Source organism: Pedobacter sp. MR2016-24 (genome assembly GCF_026239655.1).
In the GTDB taxonomy this organism is placed as follows: Bacteria; Bacteroidota; Bacteroidia; order Sphingobacteriales; family Sphingobacteriaceae; genus Pedobacter.
Map to the genome: position 1 here is coordinate 56,289 of NZ_JAPIVO010000002.1, position 18,448 is coordinate 74,736.

General features: G+C 41.5%; 9 protein-coding genes. 6 read left to right on the forward strand and 3 right to left on the reverse strand.

What is annotated here, in order from left to right; all coding sequences use genetic code 11:
- Window positions 1-199 precede the first annotated feature (199 nt).
- Window positions 200-1,420: an ABC transporter permease gene (locus OQX62_RS04440; protein WP_265830205.1), complete on the forward strand. Its 1,221-nt coding sequence runs from the start codon at window positions 200-202 to the stop codon at window positions 1,418-1,420.
- 124 nt (window positions 1,421-1,544) lie between these two features.
- On the opposite strand, the gene OQX62_RS04445 is transcribed toward OQX62_RS04440, so the two are convergent.
- Complete coding sequence (locus tag OQX62_RS04445) at window positions 1,545-3,953, reverse strand: alpha/beta hydrolase family protein (RefSeq protein WP_265830206.1); 2,409 nt, start codon at window positions 3,951-3,953, stop codon at window positions 1,545-1,547.
- 145 nt (window positions 3,954-4,098) lie between these two features.
- Between OQX62_RS04445 and OQX62_RS04450 the strand changes: the two genes are divergently transcribed.
- The gene (locus tag OQX62_RS04450; RefSeq protein WP_265830207.1) at window positions 4,099-5,403 is read left to right on the forward strand and encodes a DEAD/DEAH box helicase; all 1,305 of its coding nucleotides are present in this window, start codon (window positions 4,099-4,101) and stop codon (window positions 5,401-5,403) included.
- A gap of 27 nt (window positions 5,404-5,430) precedes the next feature.
- Here OQX62_RS04450 and mazG read toward each other — a convergent pair whose 3' ends face one another.
- A complete protein-coding gene (mazG, locus tag OQX62_RS04455) occupies window positions 5,431-6,237 on the reverse strand; it encodes a nucleoside triphosphate pyrophosphohydrolase (RefSeq protein WP_265830208.1) in 807 nt (268 codons plus the stop codon).
- Between the two features lie 690 nt (window positions 6,238-6,927).
- On the opposite strand from mazG, the gene OQX62_RS04460 reads away from it, so the two are divergent.
- From OQX62_RS04460 to OQX62_RS04475, 4 genes are all read left to right on the forward strand, one after another.
- Window positions 6,928-12,189 carry a beta strand repeat-containing protein gene (locus OQX62_RS04460; RefSeq protein ID WP_265830209.1) on the forward strand — a complete coding sequence of 1,754 codons (5,262 nt, stop codon included), beginning with the start codon at window positions 6,928-6,930 and terminating at the stop codon, window positions 12,187-12,189.
- 84 nt (window positions 12,190-12,273) lie between these two features.
- On the forward strand, window positions 12,274-15,324 hold the full coding sequence (locus OQX62_RS04465) for a tail fiber domain-containing protein (RefSeq protein WP_265830210.1): 3,051 nt from the start codon (window positions 12,274-12,276) through the stop codon (window positions 15,322-15,324).
- A gap of 32 nt (window positions 15,325-15,356) precedes the next feature.
- Window positions 15,357-16,112 carry a gliding motility-associated C-terminal domain-containing protein gene (locus OQX62_RS04470; RefSeq protein WP_265830211.1) on the forward strand — a complete coding sequence of 252 codons (756 nt, stop codon included), beginning with the start codon at window positions 15,357-15,359 and terminating at the stop codon, window positions 16,110-16,112.
- A 19-nt stretch (window positions 16,113-16,131) separates the two neighbouring features.
- The gene (locus OQX62_RS04475) at window positions 16,132-17,031 is read left to right on the forward strand and encodes a PorP/SprF family type IX secretion system membrane protein (protein ID WP_265830212.1); all 900 of its coding nucleotides are present in this window, start codon (window positions 16,132-16,134) and stop codon (window positions 17,029-17,031) included.
- Between the two features lie 232 nt (window positions 17,032-17,263).
- Here OQX62_RS04475 and OQX62_RS04480 read toward each other — a convergent pair whose 3' ends face one another.
- A complete protein-coding gene (locus OQX62_RS04480; protein ID WP_265830213.1) occupies window positions 17,264-18,376 on the reverse strand; it encodes an AI-2E family transporter in 1,113 nt (370 codons plus the stop codon).
- Between the last annotated feature and the right edge of the window lie 72 nt (window positions 18,377-18,448).

Genomic DNA, 18,448 nt, shown 5'->3' on the forward strand with positions numbered 1-18,448 from the left:
TTTAATTAAGCTCTTGTAAGTTGGAAACCACTGGAGGCAATAACACTATTGTAAAAAAGAAAACTAGTATCAGGCTTTTAACTGAACCTCAACCGCTCTTCAATTAGTGTAATCCAATAAAATATTGCATTTTTACGGCTTAAAATTTGGGTGAGAAAGATTGAAATAATTTTTTTGCCGCGTTAATTTAGAAGACAATTTGAATACATCATATTTCATAGCCCGGCGTATTGCCATTAAGTCAGAACGTACCTTTTCAAAGCTGATCGTTCGTATTGCGATATCAGGCGTAATGCTTAGTCTTACGGTAATGATGTTGTCCATCGCTATTATAAAAGGTTTTAAGACTGAAATTCAGGAAAAGGTAAGGGGATATGTTGGGGATGTCAGGATTTTTAAACTGGATTTGAACAACTCCTTTGAACTGAGTCCTTTTGTGCCTTCTGCAAAGACACTTGCCTATCTTAAAAACAATAAAGATGTGGCTTACTTCCAGCCTTATGCTACCAAACCGGGAATTATCTCGGCTAATGACGAGGTAGAAGGAATAAATTTTAAGGGAATTACTAAAAGCTTTAATTGGGATTATATCAGTAAACACCTGGTCAGCGGCAGGGTCATCAACTTCGCAGACAGTATAAAAGCTACACGGGAAATCATGATTTCTGCTTATACGGCTAATCGGCTCAAGCTGAAATCAGGTGATAATTTCATCATGTACTTTGTGCAGAATCCGCCCCGGAAAAGACCTTTTAAGATTGTCGGGATTTACGATATCGGCGTAGAGGAGATTGATAAAAGTTTTGTACTGGGCGATATCAATATTATCAGGCGTTTGAATGACTGGAAGCCGGATCAGGTTGGTGGTATTGAAGTGAAGCTGAAAAATTTCAACAGGTTAAGTCAGGCTTCTGATGATATTTATGCAAACCTGGAGATGAAACTGAAATCTGAATCTGTGCAGGAATACTTTCCGAATATATTTACCTGGCTTTCTCTGCTGGATGTAAATACGAGGGTACTACTTATTCTAATGATGATTGTGGGGGTGATCAATATGATCACTGCATTGCTGATCATGATTTTGGAACGCACCAATATGATCGGTATGCTGAAGGCTTTTGGAATGACAGACTTCGGGGTGATGAAGATATTTTTATACAATGCCATTTACCTGGTTGGGATAGGATTGGTATTGGGCAATATACTTGGGCTCGGACTGGCATTTATTCAGCAGTATACCCATGTGTTCAAGCTCAATCAATCCAACTATTACCTGTCTTACGTACCGATTGAAATACACGTTTCAGATGTGGTATTGCTGAATATTGCAATTCTGATTATCTGTGTTGTAGTGCTTGTTTTACCTTCGATGCTGGTTAGCCGTATTTCTCCTTTAAAGGCGATACGCTTTAAATAAATCATCAGGTAAAACAAATCTGAAGGTTGATAATTTGCTGTAGTCCAAACGGCTTTTGCTGTTAAATAAGAAATCCCGGCAACCTGTATGGTCAGCCGGGATTTCTTATTATTATTACCGCCTTCTATTTCGCGTTTTTAACATATTTATCTAACCAGCTGTTCATTTCCCATAACATGTGCAACAAATTTTCTTTGCCGCGGTAGCTATGTGCTTCATAAGGCAGGAAGACAAACCTGGTCGTTCCGCCGAAACCTTTGATGGCATTAAATAAACGCTCACTGTTAATCGGGAATGTACCCGGGTTATCATCAGAATCACCATGAATCAATAGGATAGGTGTTTTGATTTTATCAGCATAACTGAAAGGACTCATTTCATAATACAACTGTGGCACTTCCCAGTAAGTACGTTCCTCATTCTGGAAACCGAAGGGAGTAAGTGTTCTGTTGTAGGCACCGCTGCGGGCAATACCTGCTTTAAAAAGTTTTGTGTGTGCCAGTAGATTCGCAGTCATGAAGGCGCCATAACTGTGACCACCTACGGCCATCCTGTTTTTGTCGCCCACCCCAAGGTCTGACAACTTGTTAATTGCAGCTTCTGCGTTTAATTGCAGCTGATCAACAAAAGTATCATTAGGTTTTTTCCCATCTTTCGCTACAATTGGCATCTCTGCATTGTCCAGTACGGCATAACCTTGCGTTACCCAATAGATAGGAGAAGCCCAGCTGATGATCGTAAAACGGTCTTTCGAACCCCTGATTTGTGCAGCATCTGCGGCCGAATTGAATTCACGCGGATAAGCCCAGATCAAAGTTGGCAGTGGTCCATCTTTTACCTTATCATAACCTTTTGGCAAATACAGATCTCCAGTAAGGTCTACGCCATCAGCTCTTTTATAAGAGATTTTTTCTTTCGAGATACCTTCCAGTTGAGGATATGGATTGCTGAAATCGGTCACCTGCTGGTCGCCTATTCTCAATACCAGGTTCTTGATGTAATAGTTCGGTACTTGTTTCTGCGACTCTCTTCTTGTCAGCAATACCAGTTTATTCAGGTCAAGCACATCAGCTACATATTCATATGTACCTTCCGCACTGCGCCAGATAATTTCATTTTTCTTTGTATTCAGGTCAAACTTCGCCAGGAAAGGAAGATCTCCTTTTGCAGAAGAGCCCACGGTATTATTCAGCAATAGTTTTGTGCCGTTTTCAACTGTCTGCACTACATGGCGACCATATTTGTTTTTTCCTGTTACAGGATCTCCCGGATCATTATAGGCATCCGTTTGGTTTAACTCATATAAGGTTTCCAGTTTGCCGGTGGTTGGGTTATAACGACTTACTTTTACAGTTTGTTTGCTTCTCAGGCCTTCCTGTACCAGTGCTAATGTAGCATCACCCCAGGCAGTTCCACGATAGCGGGTCTGTGTTTTGAATAACTCTGCAGGTGCTCCCGAGAATGGTGCTTTCAATGCATAAACAGCATCATGGAAGTCTACTTTTTTCCTGATCAAACCACTGTCCAGTGGCTGTGCCCAGGTAATTGTTGCATCTTCATCATCGCGCCAATCGTAACCTCTCGGTACATTCTGTGTATTGTCATATCCTGAAGGTGTACCTTCTGTAGAAGGTAGTTTTGCCAATACTTTAACCAGTTTTCCTGTAAGATCTGTCACGCTTACCGTAGAAGGGAAACCCCTTGAAGGAACCAGGTAAGAGAAAGGTTTATTGATTGTTCTTTGCAGCAGGTATTTTTTATCAGGAGATGCACTTACGCTCAGGTAAACAGCCGGTTTCCCGATAAGAGATGAATTACCGTTTTTATACTGCGTCAATTGTGATGTCGCAAAAAATGCGAAAAGCTGCTCGTCGTAGGGAGACTTAATCAGATCCTGAAAAGTAGCGCTTGGAGAAGCTTTGCCCAGATTCTGTTGTACCGTTGGTCCCTTAGGCATCAATGGTTTTGCAGGTGCTGCACTCGCAGGCTGAGTGGCCGTTCTGTACAATAATGTTTCACTGTCTACCCAGGTAATTCCGTTCCCAAGGACTACGTTGAGTGGCTGTTTGTTCACCTTCACCGCTTTCAATGCAGCAATGTCAATGATATACAGATCGACCCCTTTTTGTGTAGAATTGGTAAAAGAGATTTTCGTTTCACCAGGGTTCCATTCTATATTTCCTGCAAAAAGAGGAGCAGGGAGGCCAGTGATGGTCGCTATTTTCCCAGTTTTGATATTCTTCAGCGTGAAATTATTGATATAAATCTGTCGGCTCAGCGAAAAATTATTCGGGTTGATCCGCAATCCCGCAATACGGAATTCGGGCATTGCAATTTCCTCTACAGAAGGGTAGGAGTTACGTTCACTAAGCAGTATCCATTCTGCTTTGCTGTCAATGCTCACTGCTGGTGTAGGTTTAGCCAGTAAAAGGTCAGCCATCTCTTTAGGTGGCTGCTGGTAATTAATCGCGTCCTGTGCATATACTGCGGCAGAAACGCTGATTAAAAATAAGCTGAGTAAGGTTCTCTTCATTTGATGAATATTCAGGTAATTAGTTAATTGCTATAAAACTACAAATTCTATGTTCAGCAGCGGTTTTTGTAGTATCAAAATATTGATACAATACGTTATTTTAAATGTGTAAATTTGCAGCAATATCAATTTTAATAAAAATACTGTGTCATTAGATAAATTAAAACTAAGTAAGGCGCTGGTAACAGCAATGACTGACGCCGGGTACTTAACCCCGAAAGAAATCCAGGCGAAAACGATGTCCAGGATTCTTGGCGGACAAGATGTAATTGCTGTAGGTCCGGAAGGATCCGGAAAAACAACAACCTATATCCTTGGTGTTTTAATGCGTTTAAAATACACGAAAGATGATTCCCCTAAAGTATTGATTTTGGTGGCCGATGCAGATCGCGCTATTGCTGTAATCGATCAGTTTGTGTCACTCAGTAAAAACAGGGATCTGAATATCGTTGGTTTATATGGTACAGGCGGTTTAGAAGCAGAGATCAACGAACTGGTATTAGGTATCGACATTGTAGTGGCAACCCCGAACCGTGCAAGGGCTATTTATCTTAAATTAGGATTGAACCTGAGTAAATTGCAGACTTTCATTGTAGATGATGCAGAGCTGATCATCAAACAAGGCATGCAATTACCTGTTTGTGAACTGGCAAGAAGTGCAGGAAAATGTCAGCACCTGGTGTTTACCGAAGTGATCCATGAAAAGATGACAAAGATGACAGATCAGTTCATGAATTTTCCTACCGTATTGGAAGTAGAAGATTTCGGGGATACTAAAGCGGAAACTGTTGATCAGGTATTGTATCTGGTGCCAAATTATAAAACGAAAATTAACCTCCTGCATAACCTGCTGCGCGATGATGAGGTGTTCGACAAGGTAGTTGTTTTTGTAAATACACGATTGACCGCTCAGAAACTGACTAAAAGTATAGCCAGTGAAAAAGTGGGTGAATTCTCTATGCTGAGACCGCTGCATTTCGATGAAGATGGTTTTGATGATTTCGAAGATTTCAAAGAAACTCCTGAAGCCAGGGTATTGGTCGTTTCCAATGAAGGTACTGATGCTTTAGATCTTAACGGCATTCCTTTTATATTTCATTTTGAACTTCCTGAAGAAAAAGAGACTTTCTTAAACCGTATTATTAAAAATAAGGCTGCGGAGCAGGAAATGGTTGCCATTACTTTCTCTACAGATATGGAGTTGGCGCAGGTGAAGAAAATTGAACAATCTATAGGGCAGAAGATTGAAATTGCAGACTTACCTGAAGAAATTCTGGTAGAAAAAACCGCTAAACCAAAAGGTCTGGATAAAAACAGGGTGGTGAAAGTGAAACCAGAAGAGCCTGCTGGTGGCGGTGCTTACCATGATAAAAAAGAAAGCAATACCAAAACATATAACTATGGTATCGGTCAGAAGGCCAAAATGACCATGAAGAAAAAACATTCTTAATTCTGCATACTCATGAAGCTAAGAAACCTAGAGTTTCTTAGCTTCATTCCAATATACATCCATTTCGGACAGCGTCATATCCTGCAATAGCTGGCCGTTTTCTTTCGCTTTCTCCTCTAAGTACTGGAAACGTTTGATAAATTTTTTATTTGTTTTTTCCAGTGCATTTTCCGGGTTGATGTTGATGAAACGTGCATAATTGATCAGAGAAAATAACAGGTCGCCAAATTCAGCTTCCGCTTTTTCTATGTCTATCGCTGCATTGTCTACCACATTATATTCGTTTTTGAACTCTTCCAGTTCTTCCTCTACCTTTTCCCATACCTGTGTTTTATTTTCCCAGTCGAACCCGATACCTCTTGCTTTTTCCTGGATACGGCTGGCTTTAACCAATGCTGGTAATGAGGCAGGCACCCCGCCTAAAACAGATTTATTTCCTTCTTTTAACTTGATCTGCTCCCAGTTTCGTTTTACGTCATGTTCATCCTGAACTTCTACATCACCATAAATGTGCGGATGGCGGTTAATCAGCTTATCACATACGCTGTTTAATACATCCACAATGGTGAAGTCGTTTGTTTCTGAAGCTATCCTTGCATAAAAAACCAGGTGCATCATCACGTCTCCCAGCTCTTTCTTTACCTCGGTAAGGTCACCTTCCATAATGGCGTCAGACAGTTCATAGGTTTCTTCTATCGTTAGATGACGCAGACTTTCCATCGTTTGTTTCCTGTCCCAGGGACATTCGTCTCTCAGTGTGTCTAATACTGTTAATAGTCTGGTGAAGGCTGTTGATGGATCTGATGCTGATACAGGAGGGATATGGTTAGGCATAAATAAGAATTTGAGAGTGCTAAAGTACCAAAGCCATTTTATTAAAAAGAATTAAAAACTATATGGCTTATAATCAGATGACTAATTAAAAATAGGGTTGTATTAAGAATTAAATAACAGTAAATTATGAGCGGTTGCCCTGGTTCAGAATTTTTAATACACGTTAATCTCTTCGCATATAGCTATAATAATCAGTGCTTTATTGCCCTTTATATGCTGTTGATCTGTTAATTTATTCAAATTACGGAATATAAAAACATTTAATCTGTTGATTATAAGTTGTTTGTGTATTATTGTATTTGACATCAAAATAGTTACATTTGTGAGTAATAATTTTACTGCATGTAATATTAAATTTACATCGTATAATTACTTTTGTAAGCACAACATTGATTCACATCTACGCCTTGAAAATATGTTTATGATTTACGCTCATTACTAATTTATGTTTATACGAAAGAAACGCGACTAAAAGGCTTTAATTCCGCTCTCAATCAGATCATGAGTAATCAATACACATGTATTGCTCAGGTATTCTTATTTCCAACGGAATTTTATTTTATTATTTGAATCTGATCCTGCAGAAGGGGGATGGGGGTATGCGCATAATTTTTAATTATGGCTTTCTCCTGGTTTTTTGTCTCAGATCAACATTATACAATCGATACACCAATATATTAACGTTATCTCATGAATAAAAGAGTAATGCAATTTGCTGTGCTCATCGGAATGTTTACAGCATTCGGTGCGAAAGCTCAGGTAGGTATAGGTACTAATGCTCCTGACGCTAGTGCTCAACTTGAAATTTTATCCACCTCTAAAGGTTTACTTATTCCAAGACTGTCATTACTTCAACGTAACGATATCAATAACCCTGCCAATGGTTTGCTGATCTATCAGACCACCAACTCCGCAGGCTTTTATTATTACAATAACGGACAATGGCAAAAGCTGGTCAATAATTCAGAAATAACTTCCGGAGGCGGTACAGGTACCAGTGGGAATACTATTCTAAATGGAATTACCGCCCCTGCTACCAGTTTAGGTGCAAATGGAGATTTTTATCTGAACACTGCAACGAGCACTTTATTTGGTCCGAAAGCCAATGGAGTATGGCCGGGAAATGGTACAGTACTGATTGGTCCAAAGGGAGATTCGGGGAGCGGAATACCCGCAACGGGGAAAACTGTTACTTCCCCGGGAACAATTGCCATCATAGGTAAAGAGTCGGTATTAACGGATTTGAGTCTGGATGTTGCAGATAATGCCATTACATCTGAAAAGATTGCAGATGGTACCATCAGAAATGTGGACTTAAACAAGACGACTATTCCATTGAGTGGATTTGGGATACCAACAAAAAATATAGCCCTTGGTGGTTTTTTACTTAAAAATCTTGGCGATCCTGTCGCTGCACAGGATGCTGCTACAAAAAAGTATGTTGATGCGCAGATTCTTGCTGCTGTAAACGGAGGAGGGGGCGGAACACCAATCCTGAGTTTCGATGCAGCTTATAACCTGTCTATAAAAAATGGTAATTCAGTAAGTCTTGCCGATTTAAATCAGTCGTTAAGTCTTGCCGGTACGGTTTTATCTATCTCGGGACCAAGAAACAGCCATGTTGATCTGGCTTCTATAGTTGGTGGTAGCGGTACAGGGAGTGGTATTGTAACACATGATGCTACATTAACTGGTTTAGGAAATACTGCTAGTCCGCTGGGATTAGCTGCTACAGGCGTAACTGCCGGTACCTATTCTGCAGCAAATATTACTGTTGATGCAAATGGGCGGATTACTGCTGCGGCCAATGGTACAGGAGGAAATGGGAATACCGGAACTACTGCTATTGCAAATGGCGGTACAGGAGCAACTACTGCAGCCGGTGCAAAAACAAACCTGGGTTTAGGTAATGTTGATAATACTTCCGATCTGAATAAACCAATAAGTACAGCTACGCAGGCCGCTCTGGCCGCAATTGTGGCAAGCGGCACACCTGATGCAACAACTCTGGCCAAGGGTAAGGTGCAGCTTGCAGGGGATTTAACAGGCACAGCAGAAGCTCCTCTTGTTGCCAATGATGCTATTACCTCAGATAAAATTAAGAACGGCAGCGTAACCGATGCGAAAATTGAAAGTGTAAGCGGCTCAAAAATTACTGGTATTGTTCCCATAACCAACGGCGGTACAGGTGCAACAACACCTGAAGGTATTAAAATCGGTCTGGGTTTAGGTAATGTTGATAATACTTCCGATCTGAATAAACCAATAAGTACAGCTACGCAGGCCGCTCTGGACGCAATTGTGGCAAGCGGCACACCTGATGCAACAACTCTGGCCAAGGGTAAGGTGCAGCTTGCAGGTGATTTAACAGGCACGGCAGAAGCTCCCCTTGTTGCCAATGATGCTATTACCGCAGATAAAATTAAGAACGGCAGCGTAACCGATGCGAAAATTGAAAGTGTAAGCGGCTCAAAAATTACGGGTGTTTTACCTGTAGCGAGTGGCGGTACAGGTGCAACTACTCCGGAAGGTATTAAAGCCGGTTTAGGTTTAGATAAGGTCGACAATACTTCCGATCTTTTAAAACCTGTAAGTACTGCTACACAAGCTTTACTTGATCTAAAAGAGGATAAAGCAAATAAAAGCACCAGTATTACTATAGATGCGGCTTCAAATGAAAAATATCCAACAGTAAATGCGGTAAAAAATTACGTAGATAACTTAAGTGGTGGGGTTGATGCAACTACAGCGGTTAAGGGAAGGATAATGCTTGCGGGGGATCTTGCAGGTACTGCTGCTGCACCTACTGTTAAAACAGTAGGCGGTGCAAATGCAAGTGATATCAAAACTGGAGTTGACCTTGCCAATGCTGCTACGGCTCAGAATATAGCCGGAACCATTGTGAAAAGAGATGGTTTGGGGAATATTGAGGTAGGTACTGTTACTGGTAACCTGAATGGAAATGCGGCAACCGCCACAATTGCAGGTTCAGTAAGTGGAACAGTTCAGGTACCAAATGGTGGAACGGGAATCACTTCTTACAGCCCCGGGAATTTCATCAACGCACTTGATGCGACAACTTTACAACAAAGAACGCCGTCCCAGGTAAAAGAAGACCTTGGATTAAACCTAGTAAGTAATACTTCTGATGCGGATAAGCCCGTAAGTACTGCGGCCCAAACTGCACTTGATCTGAAAGAGGACAAAGCGAACAAAAGCACCGATGTTACTTTAGCATCTAACTCCGATACAAAATACCCTACTGAAAAGGCGACCAAAACGTATGTTGATACCAAAGTTAACGAGGCGGTGATTGGTGCTGGCGGTGTTCCTGATGCAACCACTACCATTATTGGTAAGATTCAGCTGGCAGGCGATCTGTCTGGCATTGCTTCTGCGCCGACTGTGCCCGGATTGGCTTTGAAAGAACCGTTAATTACCAACTTACAGGCAGTAAGAGGTGGTACCGGAATGATCAGTTATACTCCCGGGAGTTTTATTAGTGCTGCAACAAGCACTACGCTTCAGCAGAGAACACCCGCTCAGGTAAAAGCTGATTTACAATTAGAAAATGTGAGTAATGTTGCTGATGCGCTAAAACCTATCAGCAATTCTGCTCAGGCAGCACTGAATACCAAGATTGATCTTTCTGAGAAGGCAGCAGTTAATGGGGTAGCTACTCTTGATGCATCGGGTAAGGTACCGGTATCGCAAATTCCTTCGCTTTCTTTTGCTTCAGTAAATGTATTCGGAAGTGAAGCTCAAATGCTTGGTCTTACAGGTGCACAAATTGGAAGTACGGTGATCAGAACAGATGTAAGCAAGAGTTTTGTATTAGGTGCTACACCCGCTTCGACACTAAGTAACTGGAAAGAGATTTTAACGCCAACAAGCAATGCTGTGACGTCAGTCAACGGGGTTGCAGGTCCGGATGTGATATTGACTAAAGCGAATATCGGTTTAGAAAATGTGAGTAATACCAGTGACCTCGCAAAACCGGTTAGTGCAGCTACAACTACTGCACTGGCACTTAAAGAAGATAAAGCGAATAAAAGTACAAATGTGAGTACTGATGGTAGCTCTGATGAAAAATATCCTACTGTAAAGGCTATAAAAACTTACGTTGATGCTTTGTCGGCTTCAGGATCGCCTGATGCCAGTACAACGGGTAAAGGTATTGTTCAGCTGGCAGGCGACCTGGGCGGAACTGCTGCGGCGCCTAAAGTTTTGCTGGTAGGTGGATCTGCTGCAACAGCTGTAAATGCAGGAGTAATTCTTGCAAATGCTGCGACTGCAGTAAACACAGCGAATACTATAGTTAAAAGAGATGCAAACGGTAATTTTATAGCAGGAACTATAACCGGTAATCTGATTGGTAATGCTTCTACGGCAACTTCGCTAAGCGGAACTGTTGGTGTAGCAAACGGAGGTACAGGATTGAATTCGCTTACTGCCGGAAGTTATTTATATGCTGCAACCACTACTACAATCGGACAGAAAACACCTGCACAATTGAAGCAGGATCTTGCGCTGAACAATGTAGACAATACAAGCGATGCTGCTAAACCGATAAGTACAGCTACACAATCTGCATTAGATTTAAAGCAGAATATTTCAAATATCAGTACCGATGTTGCTACGGATGCCGCGTCTGATATAAAGTATCCATCTGTAAAAGCATTGAAAACTTATGTAGATGGGGTGGCTTCTTCGGGTGCCCCTTCAGCAACCACTACCACACGTGGTGTAGTAATGCTGGCTGGTGACTTAAGTAATACAGCTGATCTGCCCAGGGTTGCTACTGTAGGTGGGTCTACTGCTGCCGCTGTAAATACGGCAACTATTGCAACTACTGCCGCTACCAATCTGGCTACGCCAAATACGATAGTGAAAAGAGATGCTACAGGAAATTTTTCCGCTGTTGCAATCACTGCGGGGACTTTCAATGGTAATCTGACTGGTAATGTAACTGGTAATATCACCGGAAACGTAAGCGGAACTGCCACAGGTCTTGCTGGCGTAACAGCTAATGGGATTCTGGTACGCACTGCTGCCGGAACCTCAACTAACCGTTCAATTACTGGCACAACAGGTGAGGTGACGGTTACCAATGGCGATGGTGTTGCAGGTAACCCAACACTGGCTTTAACCAGCACAGCTGTTACTGCTGGTAGTTATACTGCGGCAAATATTACTGTTGATGCCAAAGGTAGAATTACTGCGGCGTCGAATGGTGCTGCAGGCGGTGGTGGAGCAACTAATTTGACCTATACTTCTACTGCTACACAAAGTAGTCTTGCTTCAAGTACGGGTAATACAGTTGTTATCCCGGCAGGTTCAACCACAAACACCAGTTTAATGCTGCCAGCTGATAAAATCAAACTGGATAAGATTGCACCTATTGTTACACCTACTGATGCTGCAAAGGTGTTAACTGTGAATGCCACAGGTACTGCTGCTGAATGGGTAACTCCAGCAACAGGTGGTGGAAATAGTGTTGGTGCAGTAAAAGTATACCATCCAAGTAACTTACCATACTTTATGGTGAAAGCTGACGGAGAAGGCATTACCATCGTTCAAAGTGAAGGTCCTATCGCAGGAACCCCAAATAGATTTACAATAACTATTCCGGCTGGTGTCAATATGATGTCCCTAAGATTAAATGGTGATAATGCCCTATTTGGAAAAGCAGGAAGTGATGCTGCACCAGTAGTATATTTTAATATTAAAGATGGAAATACAGCTATAAATAATAGTGTAGAAGATTTTATGCCACCAGTAGGCATAACCTATTTAGATAGAGTAAGTGGAAATACAGTTCCCTTGGCTTTTAAGGTTCCTAGTAGTGCCGGGTACACAGCTACGATAAATGTAGAGAGCATTGGTGGAAACCTGCTTGTACTCAAACTTGTGCCTTCTATTAAGATCTACAGTTTAATGTTAGCTTTTTAAACTCATGCTGATAATAAATTTAAGATAAGGGATTCTAAAATGAAAATAAATTTATTTTACATATTTGTGCTTGTATTGATGACAATGTCGATCAATAGTCAAGCTCAAGCCAGACTTAATGGTAGATTTTATATCAGTGGGAGCTCTGAGACGCCTACAACTATAAACTCCAATTACTCTATTGAAGGTAAGTTTACAGATCCATTATCGCTGTATTCAGCCTCAGATGTAATGATAGGGGATATGATAGCCGATAGTCAGGGACAAACCTACCGGATTGATAAAATCGTTAGCCTGATTGGTGATCTCCTCGTCGTAGATGTTACTTATTTACGTGGAGCAACATTTGAATTCTCTACTTTTCCAAATGCTTATAGTACAGGGACGTTATTTAGACCTACCGGAAATGGCTACGCATTAGGTACTTTTGATCCGGAATTTACAAACGATGCATTAAGGGTTGCTGTAATCAATGCAGCTATAATGGATATTGATAAAGACATCCGCGGTTTCAAATCCGGCACGGATGCAGAAAAACCTTTAACTGCAAAAGCGGGAGATCTGTTTTATAACACAACAGAGAAAAAATTATATGCCTACACTGCTGACGGATGGGTTCCGGTAGGTGGTGGGGTCATTGCCAGTGGTTCGGCTGGTGAATTTCCTACTCCTGCGAAAGCGGGCGAAATGTTCTTCAATAAGGATGATAATAATACTTATATTAATAATGGGGTAGTCTGGTTCAAAATTACGACCAACGGATCTACACCTAGTGGAGCAATCAATCCAGATCCCTTAACAGGAAGTGTTAAAGAAGGTGACTTATTCTACAATATAGCTGACCATAAGCTTTATGTTTATAATGGTAACAGCTGGATGGGGGTTAACATTTCGCTAAAGCCCGGACAAATTTTTGTAGGTAGTGCTTCAGGTGTTCCGGTTTCTGTTCCTGTAACGGGGGATGCAACTATTACCAATGCGGGTGTTCTGGCAATAAATGATAAGGCTGTAAGTGATTTAAAACTTGATAAACTGAAAATTCCATTAAGTGGATTTGGTCCACCTTTGAATGATGTGCAATTAGGAGATGGTACGGATAATTTCAAAATTATAAATCTTGCAACTCCGTCTGCAGCATCGGATGCGGCGACAAAAGGATATGTTGATGCGCTACTGGCAACACCAAGTTCATTAACATTAGCCAACAATAGCTTTTTTGTTGGTAATGCTTCAAATAAAGCAGTTGGTGTTTTAAAAAGCCTGATTCCGATCAGTGGTTTTGACAGAGCGGCAGCAGATATTTCTATGGGACCTGTTAGTGGAACGGGTCCTAATTTTAAAATTATCAATCTGGCCGATCCGGTAGCACTACAGGATGCAGCCACTAAAAACTATGTAGACACCAGAGCTATTAACTTAAATAGCGTTCCTTTAGCAACTGGACAATTGCTGATAGGTAATGCCCAGGGAAGAGCATCTGCAGTAGCTAAAAATACAATCAGCCTTACAGGATTTGGAAATCCTACGGCTGATATATCAGCGGCAACTTTCAAAGTTACTAATCTCGCAGAACCTGTAGCGGCTCAGGATGCAGCGACCAAAAATTATATAGATACCAAAGTTATTGCTCCGGCAGGGATTAGTCTGGCTACGGATAACTTCATGGTGGGAGATGCCACAGGAAAGGGTGCTGGCATATTGAAAAATACTATTCCTCTGAGTGGCTTCGCTGTGCCTGCTGCGGATGTTTCGATGGGCGGTTTTGTATTAAGCAATCTTGCTGTTCCTTTAGCGGATGGTGATGCCTCTACTAAGAAATATGTAGATGACCTTTTTAAAACGCCTTCAACTTTACTAGGCTTGCCTAAAGGCAATTTCTTTGTAGGCAATGACCTGGGAATGGCCACTGCAACTACAAAGGTGCAGATCCCGGTAAGTGGTTTTGGCAGGGCAACGGCTACATTAAACATGGGCGGGGGCACGGAATTATATAACATCAGTTTCCTGAAAGATCCATTGCTGGATCAGGATGCTGCTACTAAAATTTATGTAGATAGTAAACTGTCTACTCCAGGAGCTTTAACCTTACCTGCTGATCATATTTTTGTTGGAGATGCTGAAAATAAAGCAATGGGTGTATTAAAATCTGCTATTCCATTGAGTGATTTTGCAGCAGCTACCAAAGATCTTGCTATTGGTAACGGAACTGCAAACTTCAAAATCACTAACCTTGCTGATCCTGTAAATGATCAGGAGGCTGCAACAAAAAAATATGTAGATGCTAAAGCAACATCTGCTACTACACCATCGGGACCAACAGCACCAGATGCAGCTACGGCAAAGGTTGGTGATATTTATTTCAACACGACGGAGAAACGTCTCTATTTTTACGATGGTACAGCCTGGGCACCAATAGACAGCAAATTGAATGAGGGAGAAATGTATGTCGGCAATGCGGATAAAGTAGCGGTGTCGACGGCAAAGAGTGCAATTCCGTTAAGTGGTTTCGCTAATCCTACTGCGCCTCTTTCTTTGGGTGACGGAACGATAAACTTCAATATCAACAACCTTGCAGATCCTGCGGCAGATCAGGATGCGGCGACTAAGAAATATGTAGATGCAGGTTTGATCGCAGCGACAGCAGCGGCTAAGGACAATCTGGGAAATCATGAAGCGACAGAAAATATTAAGCTTGCTGTTAACGCGATCAGTAACGATGGTGCAAATGGTAAGGGCTTAACTTTTGAGGCTTCAGGGAATGCCACTTTTGGTCAGGATGTGACCATTAATGGCAACTTCTTTACACCTTCTGATTACAGGCTGAAAACGAATATATCCACGTTGGGTACCGTGCTACAAAAGATAGACCAGATGAGAGGAGTGAGCTTCGAGTATAAGGATCAGCATAAATATGCTACGGGTACAAAAATAGGGGTCATTGCGCAGGAACTGCAGAAAGTATATCCGGAAATGGTCACACAGGGTAAGGATGGCTTCCTAAAGGTAGACTATACGCAGCTTACGGGAGTTTTAATTCAGGCCATAAAAGAACAGCAGGACGAAATTGCTGAACTGAAAGCTGTGATGAAACATCAGCAGGAACAGATTGACGCCATTCTTAAAAAAATGAAATAAGAGATGGAGCTTAAAATTAATAATCAGCAGATATGAATAAAGCGATTATAGCAATAACTATGGGAATCTTGCTCTTTGCTGGAAGTAATTTGAAAGCGCAATTAAAGATAGGTTCAGAAGGGCTTTTTGTGCAGGGAGGAACAGTATTCAGTACGGATGGCTTAACGCTTGTTCCTACTGACGACTGGGGGATGAATAACCTAACGGCAGTGAAGGAGTCTTCTGTGGTGATCTGGCCAAAATTCAACAGTATTGTGCGGATGTACCGGTTCAGCAGACCAGTTACTTTTAAAGGGGAGGTGGCGATGAGTTATAAGGATGTTGAACTGAATGGTAACGAAAGTAAAAACCTGGTATTAGCGCATTCGAAAACAACGAGCAGCAATTACAAGGATTTCCTGATGGTGAAGGAAAGTGTTTCTTCTGCTACAGAACGGTATGTGGGACAACTGTTCACTTCAGCAATCGACTTCTCGGATTTGACCGCGGTGACAATGGAAACAGCTGAAGCACCGGAGAACCTGGAATCAAATAATATGATTACGCCCAATGGTGATGGGGTCAATGATTTCTGGATTGTGAAAAATATTGAACAGTTTCCGAATAATGAAGTAAAGATCTTTGACCGTGAGGGACGTATCGTGTTTAGCATGATTGGTTATGATAACTCATGGAACGGACAATTTAATGGTAATCCCCTACAGGAAGATACCTATTACTATATACTGACCTTCAATTCAGGGAAGTCTAAAAAGACAGGATTTATATCTATAGTAAAGGACAAATAAATTTATAAAAGAAGTAGTAATGATTAAATCTATATATCAAAAGATCGTTTTTCTAAGTTTTTGCCTGATCTTTTTGATGGCTGGTGCTGAGCCGGTGTCAGCGCAGCTCAGACCGCTAAGTACGCAGTATTATGAAAACCAGTATATCAGCAATCCGTCTTTTGCAGGAATGGACAAAGGGATTAATATCAACCTGAGTTACCGGAACCAGTGGAGAGCAATTCCCGGATCGCCGGTAACCATGAATGCAAGTGGTGATTACCGTTATGAAAAAGTAGGACTGGGATTCAATGCTTTTAAGGATAAAGCAGGTTTGATTTCCCGTACACGTATCACGGGAATGTATGCATATCATTTGCCATTGAATGGGGAGAACAGGCAATTGCATTTCGGTGTAGCACTGGGTGTAATGCGTGAGGCACTGGATAATCCAAATATTATAGCCATGCCGGATGATATGGTGGCTGACCGGTTTAGTCAGCGTAAAGGCTTTATAGATGGTGATCTGGGAATGGCCTATACAACAGAGCGCGTAACCTTGCAGGCTGCACTGCCTAATCTCAAAAAGTTCTTTCAGAAAGATGAAGAGAATACAATTGACGGATCTACGTATTTTGCTGCGGCCTCTTACAAAATCGGTTTAAATATGGATGCAGTAACGATGGAACCCAAAATCAGTTTTAGAGGAGCGAAGGATATCGATAATATATGGGATATCGGCACCAATCTGAAGTTTGAGAATAATATACTGTCTTTTATGGGGATGTATCACAGCGATAAGAGCTCGACATTTGGTGTAGGGGTAAAGTATAACAGATACACTTTACAGGGCTTCTATACCAGTCAGATGGCTGCACAGCGCCAAAATACGGGGGGCGACTTCGAGCTGAGTCTGAAGATTAACCTCAGGGATTATTAAGTTAACAAGAATTTTACAATTAATTTTTATAAATGTTTTTGAATGAACCAGTCTAGTTGTATATTTAAATACTCTAACCAATTATAATCCATATGATTACAATCGTACTAACATCGGTAGCAGGGATAGTGCTTCTTGCTCGCCTCCAAAAAAATGTCAGATAGTCTAAAAATGTCAGACAAGCTGATTAAAATATAAAAGCCTCCGCAATGAAATGCGGAGGCTTTTATATTTACTCTTGTTCTTCGAGTTTGATCTTTTTAGTGATGCGGTATACCTTTCGCTTTTTATTCGGATTTTGCTGATCACCCAGCAGGATGCCCCAGGGCTTTAATTCCTCAACCCTGTCAAATATAATCTTCAGCATAGCTAAATAGGGGATACATAAAAACATGCCTGATATACCCCAGATCATTTCGCCTACGATAATGCCTATAAAAGCAAACAGGGCATTGATTTTAACTTTTGAGCCGACTACCAATGGCATTAAAATATTACCGTCCAAAGCGTGAATGGCAACGAAAGCGATGATCACTAATAAGACCTTAGTCGCCCCTGCGGTAGCAAAAGTGATGAGTATACTGATCAGCAATGCGCTGAAAATTCCGATATAGGGGATAATGTTAAATATTCCGGTAACTAAACCCAGGAGCACTGCGTATTTTACACCAAGCAGGCTAAGCACTATGATCATCAGCACAGTCACAATCAGCATTTGAATGAAGAGTCCGACGATGTATTTTTTGATAATGTATTGAATCTGACCTACAATATCGCTCACTTTTTGTGCATGTTCCTCTTTAAAAACCCCTACCAGGAAGGAATAAAGTATCCGGCGATAGGTTAAAAAGAAGAAGGTGAATAATAAGAGAAAGGCAAGGAAAAGTAAAGATGATGACAGCGTCATCAAGGTAGTGGCCACGACTGTTGCGCTGGTTGCTACGGCACTGGTCGCGCTGTTTTTCAGATAGTCGATCTGTTTATGGGCGTTAACATGGAAAGTACCGGAAACCCAGTGCTGCAGATCTTCAAAAGAATGAATTGCCTGTTGTTTCAGCAATGGCCAGTCCTGCCCAAGATCGCTCAGCTGGTTCACCAGAAAGTACAATATACCTGAGATGAAAGCGATCATGACGATCACAGCGCATAAAGCAGCAAGGCTTCTGGAAAATTTAAGTTTATTCTCAAGTGAATTGGCCAGCGGTAATAATAACAATGCAAGTAAAAAAGAGGCGAGCATTGGAGCAAGCAGACTTTGTCCTAATATAGCTAGGTAGCCAAGGCAAATAAGTGAGAACAACACCATTGCAAGTTTGGTGTAAAATGGTAGAGAGATGTTTTTCATGTTTTGCCTGTTGGTCTTATGTGCGTTAAAATACCCAAATGCAAATGCCCTGCCAAATATTATCTGACAGGG

Excerpts from the sequence above, each read along its gene's own strand:
- OQX62_RS04445 (WP_265830206.1), bottom strand. The coding sequence starts at position 3,953 with ATGAAGAGAACCTTACTCAGCTTATTTTTAATCAGCGTTTCTGCCGCA.
- mazG (WP_265830208.1), bottom strand. The coding sequence starts at position 6,237 with ATGCCTAACCATATCCCTCCTGTATCAGCATCAGATCCATCAACAGCC.
- OQX62_RS04480 (WP_265830213.1), bottom strand. The coding sequence starts at position 18,376 with ATGAAAAACATCTCTCTACCATTTTACACCAAACTTGCAATGGTGTTG.
- OQX62_RS04475 (WP_265830212.1), top strand. The coding sequence starts at position 16,132 with ATGATTAAATCTATATATCAAAAGATCGTTTTTCTAAGTTTTTGCCTG.
- OQX62_RS04465 (WP_265830210.1), top strand. The coding sequence starts at position 12,274 with ATGTCGATCAATAGTCAAGCTCAAGCCAGACTTAATGGTAGATTTTAT.
- OQX62_RS04470 (WP_265830211.1), top strand. The coding sequence starts at position 15,357 with ATGAATAAAGCGATTATAGCAATAACTATGGGAATCTTGCTCTTTGCT.
- OQX62_RS04460 (WP_265830209.1), top strand. The coding sequence starts at position 6,928 with ATGAATAAAAGAGTAATGCAATTTGCTGTGCTCATCGGAATGTTTACA.